Annotated in this window: 20 protein-coding genes; 1 reads left to right on the top strand and 19 read right to left on the bottom strand. The window is 32.9% G+C overall.

The annotated features are described in order from the left end of the window. Nucleotides 1-176: 176 nt before the first annotated feature. Nucleotides 177-2,129: a fructose-1,6-bisphosphatase gene (locus FMG_RS02685; protein ID WP_012290453.1), complete on the top strand. Its 1,953-nt coding sequence runs from the start codon at nt 177-179 to the stop codon at nt 2,127-2,129. 47 nt (nt 2,130-2,176) lie between these two features. On the opposite strand, the gene lepB is transcribed toward FMG_RS02685, so the two are convergent. From lepB to rpsL, 19 genes are all read right to left on the bottom strand, one after another. Continuing rightward, nucleotides 2,177-2,704 (bottom strand): signal peptidase I, encoded by a 528-nt coding sequence (gene lepB, locus FMG_RS02680; RefSeq protein WP_002838654.1) that lies wholly within the window; start codon nt 2,702-2,704, stop codon nt 2,177-2,179. A 103-nt stretch (nt 2,705-2,807) separates the two neighbouring features. Further along, nucleotides 2,808-4,094 (bottom strand): dicarboxylate/amino acid:cation symporter, encoded by a 1,287-nt coding sequence (locus FMG_RS02675; RefSeq protein ID WP_012290452.1) that lies wholly within the window; start codon nt 4,092-4,094, stop codon nt 2,808-2,810. Between the two features lie 315 nt (nt 4,095-4,409). Next, nucleotides 4,410-6,683: a xanthine dehydrogenase family protein molybdopterin-binding subunit gene (locus FMG_RS02670; protein WP_012290451.1), complete on the bottom strand. Its 2,274-nt coding sequence runs from the start codon at nt 6,681-6,683 to the stop codon at nt 4,410-4,412. Continuing rightward, entirely contained in the window at nt 6,670-7,131 is a 462-nt protein-coding gene (locus tag FMG_RS02665; protein WP_002835357.1) for a (2Fe-2S)-binding protein, read from the bottom strand. The genes FMG_RS02670 and FMG_RS02665 overlap by 14 nt, the downstream gene beginning before the upstream one ends. Next, nucleotides 7,128-7,901, bottom strand: a complete 774-nt coding sequence (locus tag FMG_RS02660; protein WP_012290450.1) for an FAD binding domain-containing protein — start codon at nt 7,899-7,901, stop codon at nt 7,128-7,130. Before FMG_RS02660 ends, FMG_RS02665 begins: the two co-directional genes overlap by 4 nt. 75 nt (nt 7,902-7,976) lie before the next feature. Then, nucleotides 7,977-9,197, bottom strand: coding sequence for a glycosyltransferase family 4 protein (locus FMG_RS02655; protein WP_012290449.1), 1,221 nt, complete (start codon nt 9,195-9,197; stop codon nt 7,977-7,979). 11 nt (nt 9,198-9,208) lie between these two features. Further along, the gene (wecB, locus tag FMG_RS02650; RefSeq protein ID WP_012290448.1) at nt 9,209-10,291 is read right to left on the bottom strand and encodes a non-hydrolyzing UDP-N-acetylglucosamine 2-epimerase; all 1,083 of its coding nucleotides are present in this window, start codon (nt 10,289-10,291) and stop codon (nt 9,209-9,211) included. Between the two features lie 194 nt (nt 10,292-10,485). Continuing rightward, nucleotides 10,486-11,946 (bottom strand): APC family permease, encoded by a 1,461-nt coding sequence (locus FMG_RS02645; protein ID WP_012290447.1) that lies wholly within the window; start codon nt 11,944-11,946, stop codon nt 10,486-10,488. Between the two features lie 95 nt (nt 11,947-12,041). Beyond that, complete coding sequence (pepT, locus tag FMG_RS02640; RefSeq protein WP_002838643.1) at nt 12,042-13,253, bottom strand: peptidase T; 1,212 nt, start codon at nt 13,251-13,253, stop codon at nt 12,042-12,044. A gap of 9 nt (nt 13,254-13,262) precedes the next feature. Further along, nucleotides 13,263-14,435: an NAD(P)-dependent malic enzyme gene (locus FMG_RS02635; protein ID WP_012290446.1), complete on the bottom strand. Its 1,173-nt coding sequence runs from the start codon at nt 14,433-14,435 to the stop codon at nt 13,263-13,265. A gap of 129 nt (nt 14,436-14,564) precedes the next feature. Next, nucleotides 14,565-15,851, bottom strand: coding sequence for a 2-hydroxycarboxylate transporter family protein (locus tag FMG_RS02630; protein ID WP_012290445.1), 1,287 nt, complete (start codon nt 15,849-15,851; stop codon nt 14,565-14,567). Between the two features lie 65 nt (nt 15,852-15,916). Continuing rightward, on the bottom strand, nt 15,917-16,834 hold the full coding sequence (locus FMG_RS02625; protein ID WP_012290444.1) for an AEC family transporter: 918 nt from the start codon (nt 16,832-16,834) through the stop codon (nt 15,917-15,919). An 84-nt stretch (nt 16,835-16,918) separates the two neighbouring features. Further along, a complete protein-coding gene (locus FMG_RS02620) occupies nt 16,919-17,737 on the bottom strand; it encodes an ABC transporter ATP-binding protein (RefSeq protein WP_012290443.1) in 819 nt (272 codons plus the stop codon). After that, nucleotides 17,730-20,069, bottom strand: coding sequence for an ABC transporter permease (locus tag FMG_RS02615; RefSeq protein WP_012290442.1), 2,340 nt, complete (start codon nt 20,067-20,069; stop codon nt 17,730-17,732). The genes FMG_RS02620 and FMG_RS02615 overlap by 8 nt, the downstream gene beginning before the upstream one ends. Before the next feature lie 30 nt (nt 20,070-20,099). Beyond that, nucleotides 20,100-20,393: a hypothetical protein gene (locus FMG_RS02610; protein WP_041250586.1), complete on the bottom strand. Its 294-nt coding sequence runs from the start codon at nt 20,391-20,393 to the stop codon at nt 20,100-20,102. 168 nt (nt 20,394-20,561) lie between these two features. Then, nucleotides 20,562-21,755, bottom strand: a complete 1,194-nt coding sequence (gene tuf / locus FMG_RS02605) for an elongation factor Tu (RefSeq protein ID WP_002840644.1) — start codon at nt 21,753-21,755, stop codon at nt 20,562-20,564. Between the two features lie 13 nt (nt 21,756-21,768). Beyond that, on the bottom strand, nt 21,769-23,856 hold the full coding sequence (gene fusA / locus FMG_RS02600) for an elongation factor G (protein ID WP_012290440.1): 2,088 nt from the start codon (nt 23,854-23,856) through the stop codon (nt 21,769-21,771). 28 nt (nt 23,857-23,884) lie between these two features. Continuing rightward, nucleotides 23,885-24,355: a 30S ribosomal protein S7 gene (gene rpsG, locus FMG_RS02595; RefSeq protein WP_002835373.1), complete on the bottom strand. Its 471-nt coding sequence runs from the start codon at nt 24,353-24,355 to the stop codon at nt 23,885-23,887. 109 nt (nt 24,356-24,464) lie between these two features. Then, complete coding sequence (gene rpsL, locus FMG_RS02590) at nt 24,465-24,878, bottom strand: 30S ribosomal protein S12 (RefSeq protein ID WP_002835374.1); 414 nt, start codon at nt 24,876-24,878, stop codon at nt 24,465-24,467. Between the last annotated feature and the right edge of the window lie 65 nt (nt 24,879-24,943).

Here is a 24,943-nt window from a genome sequence, read left to right as displayed (position 1 = left end):
GTTACCTCCTTTTTTTATTTCCTACTAATGTTGTAGGGTTAATAAGTAAAAAATTTTTGTTTGTTAATTAACAAATCTTTACGCTATAATTATATCAAATGCATAATCATTTTTCAATAGGCAAACTATTTCTTTTTTTCTATGTTCATATATAATAGTATTGTGGAGGTAGAAAATTGAACAATTTAAAATATTTGAAATTACTTGCAAAAGAATTTCCTACGATTGAACAAGCTGCTAATAAAATAATAAGTTTGACTTCTTTGTCAGTGTTACCAAAAGGCACGGAGTACTTTTTATCAGATTTACACGGACAATATGATAGCTTCAATAGAATTATAAAAAGTGCTTCAGGTAATACTAGAATTAAAATTGATCTTGAATTCAAAGACAAATTATCAGAATCAAGAAAAAATCAGTTGGCCAATTTAATTTACGACCCTAAGACGATTATCAATATAACAAAGGAAAACGATGAATACACGGAAACATGGATTAGAGATACCATTTTTTATTTAATAAGAATAGCAAAACGAGTTGCGAGCAAATATTCCAGACAAAAAGTCAGAAACCAGACTCCTTTTTATTACAGAGATTTGATTGATGAAATGCTCAACATTCAGTATGAATCTTTAAACAAAAAAGAATATTTTAACCAACTTTTGGATAGTATCATTAAAATAGAAGTTAGCGAAAATTTTATAATAACTTTGTGTGAATTAATTCAGGATTTAAATATCGACTGGCTTCACATAGTGGGAGATATTTTCGACAGAGGAAAAAGGCCAGACATTATTATGGATACATTAATTGCAAAAAAAGATGTGGATATTCAATACGGAAACCATGATGTAACATGGATTGGTGCATATCTTGGAAGTTATGTAAATGCATGCAATGTTGTTAGAAATGCTATAAGTTATAATAATTTTCAATCTTTGGAAGATGGCTACGGAATTAATTTGAGATTATTGTCTACTTTGGCAGATGAATCATACTACGACGATCCTTGCGAAAGATTCAAAGTTAGAATCTTGGATGATAATAAACACTCAGAAACGGATTTGCTACATGCCGCAAGAATGCACAAGGCTATTTCAATCATTCAATTCAAATTGGAGAACCAACTTTTTAAGAGAAATCCAGAATTCGAACAGTTGGACAGATTATATCTAGAAAGAATCGACTTTAAAAATGGAATTTACAAGGATGCAAATGGTAAAGCTCATGCGCTTTTGGATATAAAATTCCCTACAGTTGATCCTGACAATCCTCTAGAGTTAACACCAAGTGAACAAGAAGTTGTCGAATGCATTTCAAAATCATTCAGAACAAGTCACAGATTAAAAGAACACATGGACTTTTTATTCTCCTATGGTTCTGTTTACAAAATAGCAAACAGCAATTTACTTTTTCATGGATGTATTCCTATGAACAAGGACGGAAGTTTTGAAGAATTTACGTATCAATCTAACACATACAGCGGCAAATCGCTTTTGGATTTCTTTGAAGGAATTATTAATTCGGCAAGAAACATGGATGACAATGATCCTGACAGACAAACTGCGTTGGACTTTTTCTGGTACATGTGGTGTGGTCCAAAATCACCAATGTTCGGAAAAAGCAAAATATCAACATTTGAAAACTTCTTCATCACTGACAAAGATGTCAGAAAAGAAGTAAGTAATCCTTATTTCAGTTTAAGTAAAATTGAAAAATACGCAGACAAAATATTCGAAGAATTCAATATGAATCCTGAAACTTCTCACATAATTAACGGCCATGTCCCAGTTAAAAGCATCAACGGAGAAAAACCAGTGTCTGCTAATGGCAAAACTTATGTAATTGATGGTGGAATTTCCGAAGCCTACCAAAAGAAAACTGGAATTGCTGGTTATACATTGACATTTAACTCGCATCACTTGGCAATAGCAAAGCATAAGAATTTTCAAGTTATGGAATCAGTTCATGGTGCATACACGCCAGAAGTTACAATTACAGAAGAATTTCCAAAAAGAATGCTCATAAAAGATACAGATGAAGGAGAAGAAATCCTTGAGCTTATCGAAGATTTGGAAAGTTTAATCGATGCATATAGAAGCGGAACAATTCAACAAAATTCAAATTAATAGAAATTTAAAAAAACTAATCTTGGAAAGTCCAAGATTAGTTTTTCTTATAATACACCAAATTTATTAAATGGAAAATATCTCAAAAAAGCTCTTCCTACTATGTCTTTCTTGTTTATCGGTCCGAATATTCTGCTATCATTTGATTCTCGAGGAAGTCTATTATCCCCCAATACAAAATATTCATCTTCACCTAATTCCCATTTTGTTTTATCTCCAGAAACAAGAGTAGTCTGACTACTAGTATAATTTTCATTCAATTGTTCATTATTAACGTACACTTTATTGTTTTTTAATTCAACAGTATCTCCAGGTAATGCTACAATTCTTTTGATATAATCGCGACCAGACTTATCCGGTGCGTGAAGTTCTATAATATTACCTCTTTTTAATTTGTTTTTGAAAATTCCCATTCTGTTGACGAAAATTCTATCTCCTTGTTCAATTGTAGGATTCATGCTATTTCCCTCAACATGAGTTGTACTAATAACAAAATTTCTAAGCAGTAATGCCAATACAATCGCAATTCCTATTACAAATAACCACTCAAAAAAAGATTTTGCTTTTTCTGTCATATTAACGATCCTTTCTAATTTTTACTAATTTGATTATAATACGAATCAATAAATGTGTAAAGGTCTATAATTTGTTGTAGTATTATAAAATTTCTTGTAAAAATTATGAATTAAAAACTTCCCTGTCTAATTCGCCTTCGCTTGCTGCAACTATAACTGCTGAAGAACCTGCTGCTGTAACATTTGTAGCAGTTCTACCCATATCTGCAAGCATTGAAATAGGGCTCATCAATACAACCATTTCAACGGGAAGTCCCATTGCTGCGAATACTGCTGTAGTAGTAATTGTTGCAGTTCCTGGAACTCCAACAGTACCCAATGACACTGCTAATGCTACTAATACAAGCATCACATATTGTCCAAATGAATAATGAATTCCCATAACATTAATTGTCAAAATAGCTGACAATACAGGCCAGAATCCTGCACAACCTGGCATACCAACAGTTGAACCGGTCGAAGCAACAAAAGTTGCTATCTTTTCAGAAACACCCAATTTGTCTCTTAAATTTTCAGTATTTGCTGGAATACATCCAACTGATGATTGTGTTGAGAATGCAATCAATTGAACTGGCCAGAATTTTTTGAAGAATTTTACTGGATTTACTTTTGCAAATATCGCCAAAAGAGCACTAGTTGTAATATAAGAGTGGAAAATAGATGCAACATAAGTTAATATCAACACAACTATCAATGGCATCATACTAGCCATATCAGTTCTACTAACCGCGTTTGCCATCAAAGCCAATACTGCGTATGGAGTAAAATCTATAATCATTCCGGTAAATCTAAAAATCACTGCCGCAGCTGAATCGATAAAACTTAAAAATGGTTTTGCTCTTTCTCCTTCTCCTCTTTCTTCTAATTGTAAAATCGCCAATCCCAAAAGAACAGAGAAAATAATTATAGGAACAACTTTTGCTTCTGCTGCATTTCCTAAAACATTATCTGGGAAGAAATTTACAAAAGTTTCTGCAAAAGTTGGAACTTCCTTAGCTTTTGCATCAGCTGCCAAAGTCAATGAACTTCCTTGTCCAATTTTGAATGCTACCCCTAAAATCAAACCTACAAGTGAACCTAAGACATTGTGTAAACTCAATATACCGATTGTTTTTGTTCCAATTTTTTTCATTTTTTCTATACTTTCCAAAGAAACTACAGTGCTAACTATTGATGTAAATAATAATGGAATTACTATTGCAAATAATAAATTTGCATAGATAGATCCAAATACTTTTACATATTCTGTGTTTCCTTTAAAAATAAATCCTACTATTATACCTAAAATTGCAGCTACAATTGTTCTTGTACCAAAATTCATTTTCTTCTTAGCCATGAACATCAATAAAGCAAACAATACTAAAGTAACTGCTAATGCTACGAATTTCATCTAAACACCTCTTTTTATTTTATAGTTATATATTATAGTATATTGAGCACAATTTTCAAATTTAATTTTAACTTTTGTAAATTTTATTTAATTCACTATGGACATTATTAAGTAATTTTGAAATTTATTACGATTTTTTTTAATAAAATTATCGTACCGCAAGAATACATATCCCTAATACTACAAATGAAAATCGTTTGATATTTTGTAAAAATAATGCTAATTTTTTTCACAATTGTTATATATATGTATTGTTAAATTTTTTAAATATTTTTCCACAAAAAAATCAGAGGCTAGAAACCTCTGACTTAAAATCTATTCATACATTTTTAATAAAACATCTTCAGCTTTTATTGGAAGAGTATCAAAAGTGCAACTAATTGCATTCAATATCGCTCCATTAATAGCTGGTGCAGGTGTGTTTGAAACTATTTCTCCAATTGATTTTGCGCCGAATGGACCTGTAGGTTCATAACTTTCACAAAAATCAACGTGGATATTTCCGATGTCTTTTCTAGAAGGCAAATTATACGAAATAAAAGAATGTTCTTTTAATCTTCCTTCATCATCCCACAATGAATCTTCATACAAGGCATATCCTATAGATTGACCAATTCCACCTTCGACTTGAACTGTCGCTAATTTGGTATTCATAACAGTTCCGCAATCGACAACTGCTGCATAATCTTCTACTTTGATTTCTCCTGTTAATTTGTCAATACTAATTTTTACAAATCCTGCCATATATGGTGGTGGTGATGTTTTTGAATCGAAATTTCCTACTCCGATTAATTGCATACCATTTGGACCAGTTGACAAATCTCTCGCCAAATCTTTAATTGCAATTAATTTCTTATTTTGCAAATAAACTGCTTGATCTCTGATTTCTAACCATTCAACAGAAGTTTCAAATCTCATTGCAACACGTTTTTTGATTTTGTTTAATAAATTTTCGCAAGCACGAACAACTGCTCCACCAGTTATATACACACCACTTGATGCATAACTACCTGGATCGTATGGAGTTATATCAGTATCTGCAATTATCGGAATTATATTGTCCATTCCGCATTGCAACACTTCGTTTGCCAAATTCACCATGATAGAATCAGTGCCTTGTCCAACATCTGTAGGACTCATCAATAATGTATAGTCGCCTTGTTCGTTTAATCTCACCTCAACAGTAGAAGTGTCGACATTTTGAATTCCACTTCCTTGTTGGGCGATTGCCATTCCAACTGAAATTATTTTATCTTTTTCTTCTTTGAACGGATAATATTTATCCCATTCAATCATTTCTCTTCCCTTTTCGATACATTCATTTAATTTGCAACTTTTGACATCTATTCCGTAAGCAAGAGTTTTTTCTCCTTCTCGAACAGTGTTTTTAAGTCTAAGCTCGACAGGATCCATGTTTAATTCTTTGGCTAATTTGTTTACCATAGATTCTAGTGCAAATGTTCCTTGAACTGCACCGTAACCACGGAAAGCTCCACCAGGAAGTTTATTAGTGTAGACAACTTGTCCGAAAAATCTCGCGGCTCTCATTCTACTGTATAACGGAAGAGTTTTGTTACCAACCAAATTCAAAGTGGTAAATGCGTGATATCCATAAGCTCCTTGATCAGATAGTGCATAAATATCACACGCTTCAATCGTACCATCTTTTTTTGCGCCAATTTTTACTTTAACTTTCATTTGGTGACGAGAATTTGAAGCTTCAAAAGTTTCTTCCCTGTCAAATACAAGAATTGATGGCTTTCCTGTCTTCAATGTTACAAATCCAGGATAAATTTCTGTGACACTTGTTTGTTTTCCACCAAATCCTCCACCAACTCTTGGTTTTATAATTCTGATTCTTGAATCGCTAATTCCAAGAGCAACGGATAATTGTCTTTTGATGTGAAATGGCACTTGTGTAGATGAAATGCAACACAATCTATCGAATTGATCCATGTAGCAATACGATCTGTAAGTTTCCATCATACAATGCGCTTGTGCTTTTGTTGTAAAAGTATCTTCCAATACAACATCACACTCACTCATTACCTTGTCAATATCTTCTCCCCATGATTCTTTCTTTTCACCAACAAGATTTCTTCTCGTATTGTAACCGAAAACTTTCGTTGGACCATTAAAGAACACGTCTTCTTCGTGAACTACGATTTCGTTATCGATAGCTTTCGTGTAATCAAGTAGTGGCTCTTTGACATCGTATTTTACTTTGATTCTCTTCATAGCTTGATTACAAACTTTTTCGTTAACTCCAACAACGATTGCTACAGGCTCTTTCATGTATCTTATATTTTTTGATAAAATCGACATATCGTATGGACTTGGTTCTGGATAAGATTGTCCTGCCAAAGTAAATTTATTATCAAAAACATCCTCATAAGTGTACACTGCAACAATTCCATCCATCGCTTCTGCCTTTGATTTGTCGATTTCTAAAATTTCGCATCTCGCATAAGGACTTCTCATCAACTTAATTATTAGTGCATTAGGATCTTTCAAATCTTCTGTGTAGACAGGTTTACCAGTAACTAATGAATTTGAATCTATTTTCTTGAAATCTTTATTTATCTTCATCGTCAATCTCCAAATATTTCTTAATAGCTCTCATTTGAGATGCATAACCTGTACATCTACATAAATTTCCCATCAAATAATCTTCGATTTCTTCATCTGTAGGATTTTTGATTGTTTTCTTCAAACTCAAAACATTCATAATGAATCCTGGTGAACAAAAACCACATTGTTCCCCGCCTTCTTCAGTCAAAAGTTCTCCGAATTTTCTTTGGCTTTCAGATATTCCCTCCAAAGTTGTAATCTTTTTGCCTTCACATCTCAATGCTAAAATAGAACAAGAAAGTACTGGAACATCATCCAGCCAAACAGTGCATAAACCACAATTTGATGTCGTACAACCGCACTTTACCGATTTATATCCTAAATCGCGAAGAACGTTGTACAATGTAGTATCACAATCAACACTAGCTATATGATTTTTATTGTTAACATTTAATTCTATAATCATTGCAATTCACCTAACGCTTTTCCCAATAATCCAACAAATAAAAGTATTCTGTATTTTTTCTTCGCCTTGTTATTTGACCCAATAAATTCATCTATTAATTCCAATGTTTTTTCCCTGTCAAATCCATTAGAATTAATCTCATCAGAAACATCTCTCATAACCATTGCTTTTTGAGGTCTCGCGCCAAATACTACCTTGTACTTCTCATCTTTTTTAGAAACTGCTACAATAGCAATTGGAAAATCCTTGCAGCAAATTCTTTGAACAATTTGAGTGCAATGTATATCTTTGTTAGGAATTATAACTTCAACTAACAAATCTTTTTTTATCTCAGAATTCAAAAATTCTTCAACACTCATTACACCATTATTGTACAATCTAACCTTTGCATCTAGTAATAATAAAATAGGCAAAAAATCAGAAAATGCATATCTTGAAAACACACTTGCACCTACTTGTGCAGTATTTCTTAGTTGAGTTGACACAATTTTTTTCAAAGATTTAGGAATAATTCCATCGCAAAATTCTTTTAAGAAATCATTGTATTCCAAATCTCTATATGTAGTAGTTGCTCCGATTTTTATTTCATCATCTTCAACTTTTATGTAATTTAAATCTAATTTTGACAAATCAATCCCAACATTGTAAGAACGACTGCCTGCTTTAAGAAAATGACATCCACCCAAAATTTTATTCATTTTTGATTTCATCAATAACTCATAAGCTTCATCCAATGTTTCTGGACTTTTGAAATCTCTTAATGTAAACATAACCACTCCTTGATTTTAATCAGTCTTTATTATATCACAAAAATAGCCGGTTATCTTTTGACAACCGACTAACATTTAATTTTCCAGCCCTTTTAAAAACTTTTCTGCTAATTTGTGATAAGTGAAATTCTCCTCAATTGCTTTTCTACCGTTTTTGCCCATTTGGTTTAATGTTTCTTCATCTAAATTCACAAACTTTTCAATTCCTTTTTTCAATTCTTTCAAGTTTTCAGACTCAACATTTATCCCACAATTATAATCTACAATATAATTATTAGGAGCATTAATTGCATAGATAATAGGTTTTGCACCCATCATGGAGTCAAATAATTTGTTCATACATACGCCATATCTGAACATATCATTATCCATCGCTGCAACATAAGTGGCATCAATGTAATTGAACAAATCTGGAATTGATGTCTTCGATATAGAATCCAAGAAATAAATACTATCTTCGTATTTGGAGTATTTTTCCATCAATTCTTTCTTGTAAATTCCACCACCAATGAACACTGCTGCCACATCATCATTATCAATACAAGCTTTTGCCAAATTATCTAAACAATAAGATTTTGTGTGACTTCCAAAAAAGCATATAACTTTCTTGCCCTCACTGTGGATTTTGTCGAAAATCTTCACATAATCTTCTGGAATTTTATCGTAATTTTCCCATTCAGATTCTACGATACCATTTGGAACGTGGAAGAATTTTTCGGCTTTCATTCCATGCTTAATCAAATAATCTTTTGCTGCAGGAAGCAATGAACACACATAATCTGAGTTTTTGCAGAAAGAATTCTCTCCTATTTGCATCATCACTACAAAAGGATGATATTTGGGCATATTTCCTACTTCTATCAATGTTATTGGCCACATATCGTGAATCTCATGTACCAATTTGATATCTTTTTTTATTTTTTTCATTTTTTGACCAGCAAAAGTATCCAATGGATAAGTCGAAGAAGTAATTACCACATCAGGATTTTCATTTTCAACAATATCTCTAGCGTTTTTTCTTAATGTTGATACAAATCTGAACATACTCATGGCTCTTTTTACACCATTTCCATCGTATTCTCCAGTTTTAATCCACATATATTTTATTCCATCAATAATTTCTGTTTGAAAATTTTCTGAAACTTCTGGATTTTTTCTTCTCAAGTGAGAATAATCACCTGCGATTATCGTCACATTGTGACCCATTTTAACCCATTCACTAGCCAAATAATAAGTTCTAAACTCCATTCCCATTTCAGGAGAACCTGCATAATGGTTAATATATAAAATATTCATTAATTTTCCTCTTATTTATTCAAATAATTTTCGATGCATTCGATAATTTTTTTGCTAGAATGACCATCACCAAAAGGATAATCGTAGTTTTCGAAATCAACTTTTTCATTTAATAATTTTAAAATCTCTTCCTTGTTTGGTTTAGATAATTGATTTCTCTTTTCAGTCATAGTTTCTGGCCACACAATATGATCAAAAATAGTCACACATTGTTTTCTTGCAAAATACGCTTCTCTTTGCAAACCGCCTGAATCAGTCACAATTTTCTTCGCGTGATTAACCAAATACACACTCATCATGTATCCAACTGGTTTGCAGAAAATAATATTTGTATAGTGGTGCTTTTCAGAAAGTTCTTGGACCATTTTTTGATTTCTAGGATGCACTGGATATATGCATTTTTCATCCAATTCTTCCATGGCAGCAAGTATTTCTGACAAAGGCTTAATTGATGCAGTATTCTCTGCTCTGTGACAAGTTAAATAATAAAAGTTTTCTGGAAGATTTACTTCTTCTCCATTCAAATCAATTATTTTTTCAGGAATTTTATCGCAAACTTTCTTAGAATATTCCAAGAAAGCATCATACATTGGATCGCCAACCAAAGTTGCTCGATCTTCCAAGCCTTCTTTTTTCAAAAATCCAAGCGCCGATTCAGTACAACAACATAAAACTTTAGAAGAATGATCAGTCATAATTCTGTTCACTTCTTCTGGATTATCAAGTGTACCCAATCTATTACCAGCCTCTACATGACAAATCGGAATATGAAGCTTAACAGCTGCCAATGCTCCTGCCAATGTTGAATTGGTGTCTCCGTATAATAAAACCATATCTGGTTGTTCTTTTATCAATATTTTTTCGATTTCCATCAACATTTTACCAGTCATTTCGCCGTGAGTTCCCCCAGAAATCCCCAAGTTATAATCTGGATAAGGAATATTCATTTCTTCAAAGAAAACTTCAGACATATTATAGTCAAAATGTTGACCAGTATGTATCATTACTTCATCAAAATTTTTTCTTAATTCTTTGGACACCATAGCCGCTTTTATAAATTGTGGTCTAGCTCCAACTACTGTAACAATTTTCAATTTTTTCTCCTATTTTTATTTTTATATTTATTATTACAAAATCTTTAAATTCAATCATTTAATCTGTTTCTAACAACTAATTATATCACATGTAATTTGTGAATTTCAATTAAGAAAATATAAGAAAATTCAACAATCAAAAAGCCTCATTTAAAAAATAAATGAAGCTTTCTTTGATTAGATTATAAAAATTTTTAATTATTTTTTGCTTGTTCTTTTCTAGCAATTGATGGTAATATTAGTCCCAATCCCAACAATACGACTGGAGTCAAAATGTTTAGAATTAATTTGAAATTCCATTGACTTGTGAATGGTTCTCCTTCTTTTGGAATCATACCTAATATACATGCAAAAGCTGTAAACGCGAAACACCAACCAGAAATAATTTTTCCAAATGATTTTGATTTTGTGAACTTGTATTCTACACCTTGTTTTTCATTTAGATAGTGTTTTAATGCAAAATATGCCGCGAATACCCACATGTAACGCATTGGCATTACTATTGAGTTCAAATCCAATAACCAGTTGTACAATTCGTTTGAGTTTCCAATTCCCAAAGCTGGAATAATAATCAAAATACTAACCAAAATTGTAGTTAGTTTGTATCCACCAACTGGAACTTTTTTGTCGTTGATTTTTCTCAAGAAATTTGGAACGTATTTTGCATCTGCTTCACTTAATAAAAGTTTAAGTGGTGCATCAATACTCATAACCAAAGCTGCTGCTTGTCCAGCGAAATTTGTCAACGCATAGATAATAACAAGTGATGGACCTATTCCATAATATTGTCCCAATTTTTCAAACGCGTAGTATGCACCGTTCATTTTTAAGTCGTTTGCAACATTTGTTGTATCGAACATCATTCCCATTGCAACTGAACCCAAAATCGCAGATACTGTTACCATTAAAGCCATTATTATCATAGCTTTTGGGAAGTTCTTACCAGCATCTTGTGTATCATTTACATAAGGTGAGATTTTTTCACAACCTCCTACGGCAAATACTAGCATGGATATTGTGGTTAAATAATGCAAATTAAAGTTAGGCAGATAAGTTTTGATACTCGTCATATTTGGAGATGCAACTTCTACTCCTCTTAAAGCTGGAGCTGCCAACATTAATAAAATAAATAAAATACCCATCACAAAACTTGCAGTACCAGCGATTGATCCTAAAACTTTTATAGATTTAATACCATTTGCAGCTAAAAGCACGAATAACAAAAATATTATTAGTACTAATGTTTGTAGTACAATTGGATTTAAAGATTTTACCATTTTAGGATTTCTAAAAATCGCCCATGAACCTGCAACCATTAAGTTTTGTGGTTTTTGTGCTAAATATGGGATATGTACTACCCAATAAGTCCAGCCGGACAAATAAGCTAGTAATGGTCCCATAGTTTGTTTTATCCAATAGCTAAGTCCTGATTGTCCTTCTTTGAAAGTCGAACCAAGTTCTCCTACCATTAATGAATATGGTATAAAATACAAAGCCATTATGAATATCCAGCTTGTAATAACTGCTAAACCTTGGTTTGCATAGTTATTAACAACATTTCCGAAACCCCATACAACTGTGAATCCCATCCAAATAAGATTGGTCACTGTAAGCGATTTCTTCTTTTGATCATCAATTAAAACATCGTTTTTCATATTTCCCTCCTAAATAGATTATAACAAAATTTATCTTCATTTGAAACATTTTGCAATAAAAATAGCCTCCAGATTTACTGGAAGCCATTGTTATTTTATTTTGAATAATTTTCTATAATTTTTAAAACCAAATCCGATGCTTTTTTCATTTGATCGACAGATAATAATTCGTGCTTTCCGTGGAAGGCATATCCACCAGTGAAAATATTCGGACAAGGAAGTCCTTTGTATGATAATTGTGCTCCATCAGTACCACCTCTGATTGGTTGAACTAATGGTTTGATTCCCAAATCTTCCATTGATTTGTAAGCCAAATCCACAATTTCCATTACAGGTTCTATTTTTTCTTTCATGTTGTAGTAGCTATCTTTCATATTTAATTCGATAGCATTGTTGTATTTAACATTTAAGAATTCAACTAATTTTTTCAAATAAGATTTCTTTTCTTCGAATTTTTTCTTGTCGTGATCTCTGATTATGAATTTCATAACAGTATTTTCAACAGTTCCTTCGAATGATGTCAACAAGTAAAATCCTTCATAATGTTCAGTATATTCTGGTCTTTGTGCTACTGGAAGTTCATTGAATAATTCCATACCGATTAATTGCGAATTAATCATTGTATTTTTTGCACTACCAGGGTGAACATTTTTACCATGAATAGTTATAGTTGCACCTGCCGCATTAAAGTTTTCATATTCTAATTCTCCAATTGGACCACCATCTACTGTATACGCAAAGTCTGCTCCGAATTTTTCTACATCGAACAAATCAGCTCCTCTGCCTATTTCTTCATCTGGAGTAAATCCAATCTTGATTGTCGGATGTTTTATATCTTTGTTTTCACACAATTTATTAACAACATCCATTATAATCGCGATACCTGATTTATCGTCAGCACCCAAAAGAGTAGTTCCATCTGTGTGAATTAAAGTTTGTCCTTCCAAATCTTTTAAAAACGGAAAATCTTCAACAGTCGTTGTTACAGTATCAGATAATTTAATGTCTCCACCTTTGTATTCTAAGATTTGTGGTTTGACATTTTCACCTGACATATCAGGAGCAGTGTCCATATGAGAAATGAATCCAATGGCTTTTGATTCTCTATCCAAGTTTGATTCTAATGATGCATACACATATCCATTTTCATCCATATGTGCATTGTCAATTCCCATTTCTTTTAGTTGTTTAACCAAAAGATTGCCCAAATCCTTTTGCCTAGCTGTTGATGGACAAGTTTCGCTTGATTCATCACTTGTAGTGTAAATTTTTGCGTATTCAATAAATCTATCAACTATATCTATCATTGTTTTCTCCTATTTTATAACTTTCTTTTCTTCCCAAGATTTTTTAACTGCATTTGCAACATTTTTTGCTACATCTTTGTTGAATGCTTCTGGTAAAATTCTTTCTTCTACTGGTTGTTCAACCATGTGAGCAATTGCATACGCTGCTGATAATTTCATATCGTCAGTAATTCTGTCTGCTTTTGCATCTAATGCGCCTCTGAATATTCCAGGGAATACCAAAACATTGTTAACTTGGTTAGGATAATCACTTCTACCTGTTCCAACTACTCTTGCACCAGCTTCTTTTGCTTCGTCAGGATAGATTTCTGGAACTGGGTTAGCCATTGCTAAAACAATAGCATCGTGATTCATAGAAGATACCATTTCTTTTGTTAAGATTCCAGGAGCAGAAACCCCGATGAAAATGTCTGCATTTTCCATAGCAGTTTTCAAATCTCCTTTAACTTTATTAGGATTAGTTGTTCTAGCGATTTCTCTTCTAGCTTCATCAAGTTTTTCATCATCTGGATCGATAATTCCACGGCTATTTAAGATTAAATTATTTTTAGCACCTGCCAATGTTAACAAGTTAGAAATTGCAATACCTGCTGCCCCTGCACCACTGATTACGATTTTAACATCAGAAATGTCTTTCTTAACAATTCTCAACGCATTGATAACTGCAGATAATACGATAACAGCTGTACCGTGTTGGTCATCGTGGAATACTGGTATATCTAATTCTTCAATTAATCTTTTTTCAATTTCGAAACATCTTGGAGCTGCAATATCTTCAAGGTTAATTCCACCGAATGAAGGAGAAATTGCTTTTACCGTGCTAATTATTTCTTCAGTGTCTTGTGTGTTCAAGCAAATTGGGAATGCATCAACATTACCAAATTCTTTAAATAAAACTGATTTACCTTCCATAACTGGCATACCAGCAATTCCGCCAATATTTCCTAAGCCTAAAACTGCAGAACCATCAGTTACAACTGCAACCATATTTCCTTTATTTGTATATTTATATGCTAATGAATTGTCTTCGTGAATTTTCTTGCAAGGTTCAGCAACACCAGGAGTGTAAGCCAACGCCAAATCCATAGCGTCATTAACTTTTACTTTAGATACTACTTCTAATTTTCCTTGATTTTTTTCGTGAAGTTCAAGAGCTTTTTGTTTAATTTCTTCAATATTCATTTTTTCACCTCATAAATTTTTAAATAACTTTCGACAAAATGTCGAATTACATTATTACAATATAATTTTAACACTAAAACCCAACTATTCCAAACAAAAAGAGGTATTAATTAAAATACCTCAATTAATTTAGAAAAATATTGGAACTAATATAGATGCCAACAAAATTATTAACGCTCCTCCCAAACGAGAAGATATTTGTGCAAATGGCATAAGTTCCATTCTATCTGCAGCTGTAAGCACAGCAACATCACCAGTACCGCCCATGTTAGCCATGCACAATCCGGCTGTCAAGGCTGTTTCAATTGGATAGAATCCTACGAAATATCCAACAATACCTGCACCTGTAATTGCTCCTATGATAACTGCAAGAACAAGAATTACATAGCTTGGTGTAAATGCTTCGAAAATTTGTCCCAAATTAGTGTATGCCATACCAATACCAAGCATAAGTGCTGAAGTAAAGTTTTTGGCAACGAAATTGTACCAACCTTCTGCAACGTGTTCGATTTTTTCTGGAACAACTCCTGCTGCCTTAACGATAACTACAGAAATAATCATCCAAGCATATGAGTGAATTTTTATGCCGACTTTTCCGAATAAAAATGCTAATATTGCACCAAATGTGAAAAATGCTGTAGCAATTACAATACCAGCGCCATAATCTTTAACATCTTCTAAGATTATATTTTCTTTCTTTTCAGCTTTCAAACTATCATCATTGCTTCTAACTAATTGTCCATTACCAGTTAAACTTGGTTTTACTTTTCCTAGTCTGTTCAATAAACCACCAGCAACAATTGCCGTAGCATTACCCAAAGCAACTGCTGGAACAAGTTTACTCAAAATAGTTTCGGATGGAATATTCAACGCTGATTCGAAAACTTTAGAAATAGGTACAGCACCTGCTCCCATTCCACCACCCATAATTGGGATACCGATGTATGCGATAGATTCACCTACACTCTTTCCGAACAACAAACCTACACCACCTACTAAAAGTAATGCCATAATTACAGAACCCAAGATACATGGTAAATATCTAATAGCTGCTTTGATAAGCAACTTTCTATTCATACCAAGAATTGATCCTGTGATTAAAGCTGCGATGTAGAAATCAAGGAATCCTCCTTTAGTCATAAAAGTATTTATACTTTTGATAGAATCAGCTGGTAACCATTTATAATAAGTTATAGCAGCTCCCAAAAATATAGATACAATAGCTCCACCGCCCAAATATGTTTTAATAATTGGTGTGTGATTTCCGATAAGGTTTAATAATTCGCCAAATACAATCAAAAATAAAAATGCCCCAACCATACCTTTTGGTAGAACATCAAATATAAAAGATACTATAATAACTACGCATGCAATTATAAAATACGGAATTTTTAAACCTGCAATCTTTTTATCCATAACTTTCCCCCTTTTTTCAAATATTTACATTTTATATTATCTCATTTAAAATACAAAAAAGCAAACTAAATCAGCTTAATTAAAAGTATTAAAGTAAATAAATACAAAATTGTCGTGCTCACAACATAATAACCTGCCAATGAATCATCTTGCTTATATCTTTTAGCAAAAACATAAGTATTAACAGCCGTAGGAGCACCAAATAAAATCAACGCAACAACCTTTTGAATTTCAGACAAACCGAAAATTTTTCCAATAAATAATCCTGTCAAAGGAAGAACCAAAAGTTTTACAATGGAAACCTTCATAATTGATTTAATTTCTCTAAAATCTATTCTAAAACTCAAACCGTATCCCATAGTCACCAAAGCTAAGGTCCCTGCAATATCTCCCAAACTTCTCAAAGGAGTTTCCAAGAAAAACAAATTAACCTTAGTTACATACAAAAAAATTCCTACGAAAAGCCCAATCATCAAAGGTGTCTTCACTACATTTATGAACAACTTTTTCTTAGAATTATTTCCTCCAACCAATCCTTCGTACATGCTTACAGTGTAGAAATTATAGAAAAACTGACTAATTCCTGTGATAGCTCCAGCCATGACAATCCCTTCATCTCCAAACAAAACACTCAATATTGGAAACGACATTATGATGAAATTGCCTCTACTCATAGCATTTGCCTCCAGCACCACATAAGATTTATCCTTGTTGGTAATTTTCGCCAAAAAATAAGTAAGAAAAATGTGAAATACAAACACCACATTCAAATATACAAAATATTTTACACTGAGATTTTGTCCAAAATCAACCTTATAAAAACTCATCATTATTTTAAGTGGAAACAACACATTAAAAATCAACTTGTTAAGTCCTGTCATTGTAGTCTCATCTACAATCTTGAATTTTCTCAGCAAAAACCCAATAAAAATTAAACAGAATAAATTTATTATCGTTAAGTACAACTGCGTATAATTTACCAAAAAATCACCTTTTTCACATAAAAATATAGGTAAATGAAACCACTTACCTATACAACAATACTATTTATTTGTCAAAAAATCAAATTATTTTGTGTACAATTCAATGTATCTGTCCTCTGTAGTATAATCTGATTTTTCAATCGAATCGATGATTAAACCATCAGCCATAAATTTCTTTAAAGAATCGTCCAAATCATTCTTAGCCACAATATTGACAGTTCTTTGATTTTCACTATCCGATGTTACAACCTTGTATTGTTCCTTTGAAATCTCAGACAAATTCTCAAACGCTATTTTTTTATCCACCAAGAACATAACATCGTCTGTTAATTTGTCTACCTCTGACAAAGTATGAGAGGACAACACAACTATCTTGCCATCATCTTTTAATTTCAGAAGATAATTTCTAAGCAAAATAACGCTAGTAGGATCCAATCCCGTTACAGGCTCATCCATAATGTAGATATCATAATCCCCCATGAAAAAATACGTCAACAAAGTTTTTTGTTTTTGACCCAGAGAATAAGTGCTAACTTTCCTCTTCATAAAATTATGAACTTTAAAAATATCCAATACTTCTTCAAACTTTTCATCAGAAACGTGGCGTGAGTTCTTTGCGAAAATAAAATGATCCAACCCTGTCAAGTTATCATACAGCATATCCAAACTTCTTGCATAAGATAAATACTTGAAAATCTCCGGATTTTTATTATCTATATCATTAACCTTAATCTCACCTGAATCGTACTTCGTCAAATCAGAAATTATATCCATAAGAGTAGTCTTACCAATACCATTTGGTCCAACTAACGCGTAAATCCCAGGTTTATCTAATTTCAAATTCAAATCCTTTAACACTTCGTTTTCACCATAAGATTTGTTCAGACCTTTAATCTCAAGCATTAATATCCCCCTTCATCCTTTTCATTGATATCAAATTAAACACTATAATATAAAATACAATCATTATCACATTATATATCGGATTAGAAAAACTAAACTCATTCAAATAATTGTATCCACCTTTCAAAATCATCAAACTATCCAACGAACTAAATGGATTCAATAAGAAAAACTTACCCAAAGTTCCAAAATAGCTAATAATTATTCCCAAAACAATCAAGAAAGTTGTAGCAATTATATTCACAGTTTCATTCTTGATGAATGTAGTCATCATATTTGAAAAACTAACCACAAGTAAAATTATCAAAATATTTATCAAAATCATTGGCAATATGAAACCACTAGATGCCCTGAACACGCCCTCTACCACACCGTTATAACTGTAATCGTAGCAGAACACTGGATACAACTTCTCACCAAGTCCTCCGTTAAATAATCCAATTATCATACTAATTGCTAAAATCACAACATACATTCCGGCAGATAATACAAGCGAATTAATCTGCTTTGATTTCCAGACATCTTTTTTCCATTCATTCACAAAAGCCAACTTCAAAGTTCCATTGGACCTTTCCTTTTTAAACTCAAGAGTAAATATCAAGCAAATAATCAACGTAAAGGCCGGAATAATCCCATTTTCATACATAGATATAATATTTCCTATAAGTCCTTTTTGTTCAGTAGGGTCATGTTGTTTTGTTTTATACAAGCTTAGCTTTTTATTAGATAATAAACTCTGTTCAATCTCATTACTAACAAGCTTATAACTTGAATCGGGCTTTAAATTGTTATCCATAAAATAATTCACCCTATTCTCATTAGATCGAGAAGTACTTGGATCTATCCATTCTACATCAAATCCCCATTTAGAATTCAAATAAAGAAACATATTACTGTAATATTCTGTGGGATTATTAGCTCTGTTAACATAAAATTTTTTAAAATTTTCCAAATTAATTAGTGTTTGCTTGAATCCTTTGTCTTTTGGATTGTTGTGAACATTAATCTTTGCACTTTCAATCTCACTGTCAATAGTTTGCAAATCATCCTTTGATTTTATGTTTTTGAATTTTATCGTATTGAAGCAGAATAACACAACTACCACTAAAGTTAGTATACCAAAATACTTATATAATTTGCTTCTCATAATTTTGGCAAAATCCAATTGCAAAATATTTTTGATATCGATTTTGGAGTATGTTTTAGAAAAATTATAATAAATCAACTTGTATCTGTTATTGTTAACTAATATTAAACATACAATAAATAGCGCTAATACAATTGGAACAGCTATTGAAACATTACCAAGATTATGAAAACTATTTAAACTAAACGATAGATTATATCTCTTAGATAGCAATGAAATTATCCAGTAAATTAATAAAACAACAATAATTGATAGATTTTGTTTCATATACCTTCTAAAAATCTCATACAACATCATCGCAATGCTGTAAATCAAAAACCCCGTCCCTATGTATTTTAAAGCAAGTACCATTGAGTTTACATTCATTGTTATATACGTATTAATCTTAAGGTCTGTTACAGATTTCAAAATCATATCGTTCGCACTTCCTGTTGGAAATCCTTTGATTACAGAGAAAATAATATTGCCCAAAATCATCGAAAATATGACAATAGCAAAGAAAACTACATGCTTTATAAGCCTTGCATATACTAATTTTCTGGAGCTCATTGAAATCATGTCTAATTTTAGATTTTTGAAATTCATCTCATTAGCAAATACAGCTATCAGAAAAACTACACACAAGAAAATATCATTCATGACATTTTCCATTAGGAATCCAAAAGATTTGAAAAAACTAAAATTGTTGGTAGTTGTGTAGAACCCATATCTGTTAATTTCATCACGAATCAAGTTAAAATAAGGATTCAATTCGTTATACATTCCATAACTAGCCAACTTGTTTAAGTTGTTTTGCCTTTTGAACGATTCTATCTCATCATATTGGCTCAATAATTCATTGTAGAAATTATGCTCTGTTTTTGAAGAATACTTTGCAGCTTTTGTCTCTTCCATCAACATACTCACATCATATTCCAATGGTTTTATGTATTGCAAAGAATTAAAATTCATCTTGCTCAAATTTAAATATTTCTGCTGTTCTTCTTTATTTTGAGAAGATTTTGATAATGCAAAAGATTCCATCATTGTATCTTCAAAACGATCTCTAGTTTTCATAAAATAAGCATAATCTTGACCAGTATATTCATATTTTATGCTGTTTAATGTTACAAAAGAATACACACAAAAAATAATAACTACAACAGGAAAAATTAACGACTTGTAAAGTTTTTTCAGTTCAAACATATTGTCTCCTTTCATTGAATTTCAAAAATATTATTTGCTAATTTCTCCCGAATAATACCAAGTCTCAGTATTGTTGGTCACATCTATAGTTATTAATCTCTGTCTATAAAGTTTCCCACTGTAACCGTCATTATATACATCTTCATACTTAAAATTCACAGGTGATTTTCCCCTCACAAAAGTAAAATTCTCACCGTATTCATTCTCTTCAACATTTTCTAATCCATAATAACTTGCCGAACTAACAGCCGATGAAACGTTTGCATTTATCGTACAAACCACTGTCATGCATGTAATCATAACGATAAATAAAATTTTTTTCATTTTCAAGTCCCCTTTCGTATTTTTCTTATTTAGTTAATACCCTATTTTTTTATTTTTTAATCTATTTTATTAAAATATTAGTCGGTTTTTTTTTATATATTTTATAGATATTTTTTTCAAACAAAAAAGCCCTCACCTAAGTGAGAGCTAATTAATCTTAGTATTTAACTATGCGATAATTTTAGAAACAACGCCTGCTCCTACTGTTCTACCGCCTTCTCTGATGGCAAATCTTAGTCCTTCTTCGATTGCGATTGGAGTGATCAATTCGATGATGAATTTTGCGTTATCTCCTGGCATTACCATTTCTACGCCTTCTTCTAGTTCGATGTTTCCTGTTACATCTGTTGTTCTGAAGTAGAATTGTGGTCTGTATCCTGAGAAGAATGGTGTGTGTCTTCCACCTTCGTCTTTTGTTAATACGTATACTTCTGCTTCAAATTTTGTGTGTGGGTGAATTGTTCCAGGTGCTGCTAGTACTTGTCCTCTTTCGATTTCTTCTCTTTGTACACCTCTTAGTAATGCTCCGATGTTATCTCCTGCTTCTGCTTCGTCAAGTTGTTTTCTGAACATTTCTACACCTGTTACTACTACTGTTCTTTTTTCTTCTGTTAATCCTACGATTTCTACGTTGTCACCAACTTTTACTCTTCCTCTTTCTACTCTACCAGTTGCTACTGTTCCACGTCCTGTGATTGTGAAGATGTCTTCTACTGGCATTAGGAATGGGTGGTCAACGTCTCTTACTGGAGCTGGGATCCATTCGTCTACTTCTTCCATCAATTTCATGATTTTGTCTCCCCATTCTCCGTCTGGATCTTCTAATGCTTTTAATGCTGATCCTACTACGATTGGTGTGTCGTCTCCTTCGTATTCATATTCGTTTAATAGTTCACGAACTTCCATTTCTACTAATTCGATTAGTTCTGGGTCGTCAACTTGGTCTTCTTTGTTTAAGAATACTGCGATTTTTGGTACGCCTACTTGTCTTGCTAACAAGATGTGTTCTCTTGTTTGTGGCATTGGACCGTCTGCTGCACTTACTACTAGGATTGCTCCGTCCATTTGTGCTGCTCCTGTGATCATGTTTTTAACGTAGTCAGCGTGGCCTGGACAGTCTACGTGTGCGTAGTGTCTTTTTTCTGTTTCGTATTCTACGTGAGAAGTGTTGATTGTGATTCCTCTTTCTCTTTCTTCTGGTGCTTTGTCGATGTTAGCGTAGTCTACGAATTCTCCTGATCCCATTCTCTTGTTTAATACAAGTGTGATTGCTGCAGTTAATGTTGTTTTACCGTGGTCAACGTGACCTATTGTACCAATGTTAACATGTGGTTTTGTTCTTTCAAATTTAGCTTTACTCATTTATATAAGCCTCCTATTTATTATTCTTTTTTCCTATAACTTCTTCTGATATTGAGTTTGGAACTTGTTCATAATGATCGAATTGCATTGAATATGTTGCACGACCTTGAGTTTTTGATCTTAAGTCTGTTGCATATCCAAACATTTCTGCCAATGGAATAAACGCATCTAATACGTGTACACCATTTTTAGGATTCATACCGTCAATCTTACCTCTTCTTGATGAAACGTCTCCCATTACATCTCCCAAATATTCATCTGGAGTTGTGATTTCAACTTTCATAGCTGGTTCTAATAAGATTGGTTTTGCTTTTGCAACTGCTGCTCTAAAGCCCATAGATCCGGCAATTTTGTATGCCATTTCTGATGAGTCGACATCGTGGTAAGAACCATCTAAAAGAGTAATCTTCATGTCAAGCATTGGATATCCACCTAAGATACCTGTTTGAGCTGCTTCTTCAGCACCTGCTTGAACTGATGGGATGTATTCTTTTGGAATAGCACCACCGACAATTGCATTAACAAATTCGATACCATTTGATTCTTCTGGATTATCAAGTGGTTCAACTCTAAGAGTACAATCACCGTATTGTCCACGACCACCTGATTGTTTAACATATTTACCTTGAGCTTCAGCTGCTTGAGTTATTGATTCTCTGTAAGCAACTTGTGGGTTACCGATGTTAGCTTCTACTTTGAATTCACGTAAAAGTCTGTCAACGATAATTTCAAGGTGAAGTTCACCCATACCAGAGATGATAGTATCGCCTGTTTCTTCGTCAGTATATGTTCTAAATGTTGGGTCTTCTTCTGCTAGTTTTGCAAGAGCAATACCCATTTTTTCTTGACTTGCTTTTGTTTTTGGTTCGATTGCTACAGAAATTACTGGATCTGGGAATTCCATGTTTTCAAGGATAACTTCGCTATCCATATCACATAAAGTATCCCCTGTTGTTGTATCTTTTAAACCGATAATAGCAACGATGTCTCCAGCGTATGCCTTATCAATTTCTTCACGCTTGTTAGCGTGCATCATTAAGATACGACCAATTCTTTCTCTCTTACCTTTTGTTGAGTTGTATACATAGCTTCCTGATTCAACTGTTCCTGAGTAAACTCTTGTAAATGCAAGTTTACCAACGTATGGGTCAGTTGCGATTTTGAATGCTAATGCAGCAAATGGTTCTTCATCTGATGATTTTCTTGTAGTTGGTTCATCAGTTTGAGGATCCACACCTTTAATGTCAGGTACATCAATTGGTGCTGGCATATAATCAACTATTGCATCCAATAATGGTTGAACACCTTTGTTCTTATATGCAGAACCACAAAGTACTGGGTTCATTGCGTTAGCAATTGTTGCAGTTCTTATAGCTCTTTTGATTTCTTCTTCAGTTAATTCTTCACCTTCAAGGTATTTTTCCATTAACTCTTCATCGTGTTCTGCTATGTTTTCTAATAATTCTGCTCTATATTTTTCAGCTACTTCTACTAAGTCACTTGGAATTTCTTCAACAGTGAACTCTGTTCCTAGTTCGTTTTTGTAGATATTAGCTTTCATTGTAATAAGATCAACTACACCTACGAATTTATCTTCAGCTCCGATAGGAATTTCGATAGGTACAGCATTTGCTCTCAATCTTTCTCTAATAGTGTCAACAGACATGAAATAATCAGCGCCTGTTGCATCCATTTTATTGATGAAGCAAATTCTTGGTACGCCATATTTATCAGCTTGTCTCCAAACAGTTTCTGATTGTGGTTCTACACCGCTTTTCGCATCGAATAAAGCAACTGAACCGTCAAGAACTCTAAGAGATCTTTCTACTTCAACTGTGAAGTCAACGTGACCCGGTGTATCGATGATATTGATTCTGTTACCTTTCCAGAAACAAGTTGTTGCTGCAGAAGTAATTGTAATACCTCTTTCTTGTTCTTGAACCATCCAGTCCATTTGAGCAGCACCATCGTGAGTGTCCCCAATTTTATGGATTTTACCTGAATAGTATAAAATACGTTCAGTAACTGTCGTTTTACCGGCATCAATATGGGCCATTATACCAATGTTTCTTGTATCTTTTAATGAAACTTGTCTAGCCATTTTTTCTCCTTACTTACTTTCCGATAGATTAGTATCTATAATGTGCAAAAGCCTTATTAGCTTCAGCCATCTTGTGTACGTCTTCTCTCTTCTTAACTGATGCACCAGTGTTATTAGCTGCATCCATGATTTCTTTAGCTAACTTTTCAACCATAGTTTTTTCACCACGAGCTCTTGTATAAGTTGTTAACCATCTCAAACCTAAAGTTTGTCTTCTTTCTGGTCTAACTTCGATAGGAACTTGGTAGTTAGCTCCACCTATTCTTCTAGTTTTAACTTCTAAGATAGGCATAATATTGTTCATTGCTTTGTAGAATACTTCAAGAGCGTCTTCTCCTGTAGTTTCTTTGATAATATCAAAAGCACCATAAACAATTTTTTGGGCAGTACCTTTTTTTCCGTCTAACATAATGTTGTTGATAAGCTTAGTAACTGTCTTATCATCGTAAACTGGATCTGGCATTACCTCTCTTTTTTGAACATGTCCTTTTCTTGGCACTTCGCTTCCCTCCTTACTATTTAGTATTTCTCAGGTACTCGAATTACATCGCTGTGCTATAAATGTATATTAAAATCTTTTATTCACACTAATACCTTTTGTTTTTGTTTTATTTCTTTGGTTTCTTAGCACCGTACTTTGAACGACCTTGCATTCTGTTTTGAACAGCTGCAGTATCCAAAGCACCTCTGACAATGTGGTATCTTACCCCTGGTAAGTCCTTTACTCTACCACCTCTGATTAATACAACACTGTGTTCTTGTAGGTTGTGTCCGATACCTGGAATGTAAGATAAAACTTCCATACCATTAGTTAAACGAACTCTGGCTACCTTACGAAGTGCTGAGTTAGGCTTTTTAGGAGTCATAGTTCTTACTGAAGTACATACGCCTCTTTTTTGAGGTGAGTTAGCTTCTGTATAGCTTTTTTTGATGCTGTTGAAGTTACGACTCAAAGCTGGTGAATCAGATTTGTAAGTTTTAGATTTTCTTCCTTGTCTTACTAATTGATTAATTGTTGGCAAATTTTCCACCTCCTGAAATTATTTTATGCATAAAAAAAGAATATACAAGATATTCTTATTTATCC

It is taken from the genome of Finegoldia magna ATCC 29328 (assembly GCF_000010185.1).
GTDB classification, from domain to species: Bacteria; Bacillota; Clostridia; order Tissierellales; family Peptoniphilaceae; genus Finegoldia; species Finegoldia magna_H.
This window is presented reverse-complemented; position numbering and strand designations above follow the sequence as displayed.

What these genes read in the sequence shown, in the direction of transcription:
- FMG_RS02665 (WP_002835357.1), bottom strand. Translation starts at nt 7,131, where the DNA reads ATGATTATAGAATTAAATGTTAACAATAAAAATCATATAGCTAGTGTT.
- FMG_RS02620 (WP_012290443.1), bottom strand. Translation starts at nt 17,737, where the DNA reads ATGCTTGAGATTAAAGGTCTGAACAAATCTTATGGTGAAAACGAAGTG.
- FMG_RS02615 (WP_012290442.1), bottom strand. Translation starts at nt 20,069, where the DNA reads ATGTTTGAACTGAAAAAACTTTACAAGTCGTTAATTTTTCCTGTTGTA.
- FMG_RS02660 (WP_012290450.1), bottom strand. Translation starts at nt 7,901, where the DNA reads ATGTTTACATTAAGAGATTTCAAAAGTCCAGAAACATTGGATGAAGCT.
- FMG_RS02635 (WP_012290446.1), bottom strand. Translation starts at nt 14,435, where the DNA reads ATGAATATTGAAGAAATTAAACAAAAAGCTCTTGAACTTCACGAAAAA.
- FMG_RS02675 (WP_012290452.1), bottom strand. Translation starts at nt 4,094, where the DNA reads ATGAAATTCGTAGCATTAGCAGTTACTTTAGTATTGTTTGCTTTATTG.
- lepB (WP_002838654.1), bottom strand. Translation starts at nt 2,704, where the DNA reads ATGACAGAAAAAGCAAAATCTTTTTTTGAGTGGTTATTTGTAATAGGA.
- pepT (WP_002838643.1), bottom strand. Translation starts at nt 13,253, where the DNA reads ATGATAGATATAGTTGATAGATTTATTGAATACGCAAAAATTTACACT.
- FMG_RS02670 (WP_012290451.1), bottom strand. Translation starts at nt 6,683, where the DNA reads ATGAAGATAAATAAAGATTTCAAGAAAATAGATTCAAATTCATTAGTT.
- FMG_RS02610 (WP_041250586.1), bottom strand. Translation starts at nt 20,393, where the DNA reads ATGAAAAAAATTTTATTTATCGTTATGATTACATGCATGACAGTGGTT.
- tuf (WP_002840644.1), bottom strand. Translation starts at nt 21,755, where the DNA reads ATGAGTAAAGCTAAATTTGAAAGAACAAAACCACATGTTAACATTGGT.
- FMG_RS02655 (WP_012290449.1), bottom strand. Translation starts at nt 9,197, where the DNA reads ATGAATATTTTATATATTAACCATTATGCAGGTTCTCCTGAAATGGGA.
- fusA (WP_012290440.1), bottom strand. Translation starts at nt 23,856, where the DNA reads ATGGCTAGACAAGTTTCATTAAAAGATACAAGAAACATTGGTATAATG.
- FMG_RS02630 (WP_012290445.1), bottom strand. Translation starts at nt 15,851, where the DNA reads ATGGATAAAAAGATTGCAGGTTTAAAAATTCCGTATTTTATAATTGCA.
- FMG_RS02645 (WP_012290447.1), bottom strand. Translation starts at nt 11,946, where the DNA reads ATGAAAAACGATGTTTTAATTGATGATCAAAAGAAGAAATCGCTTACA.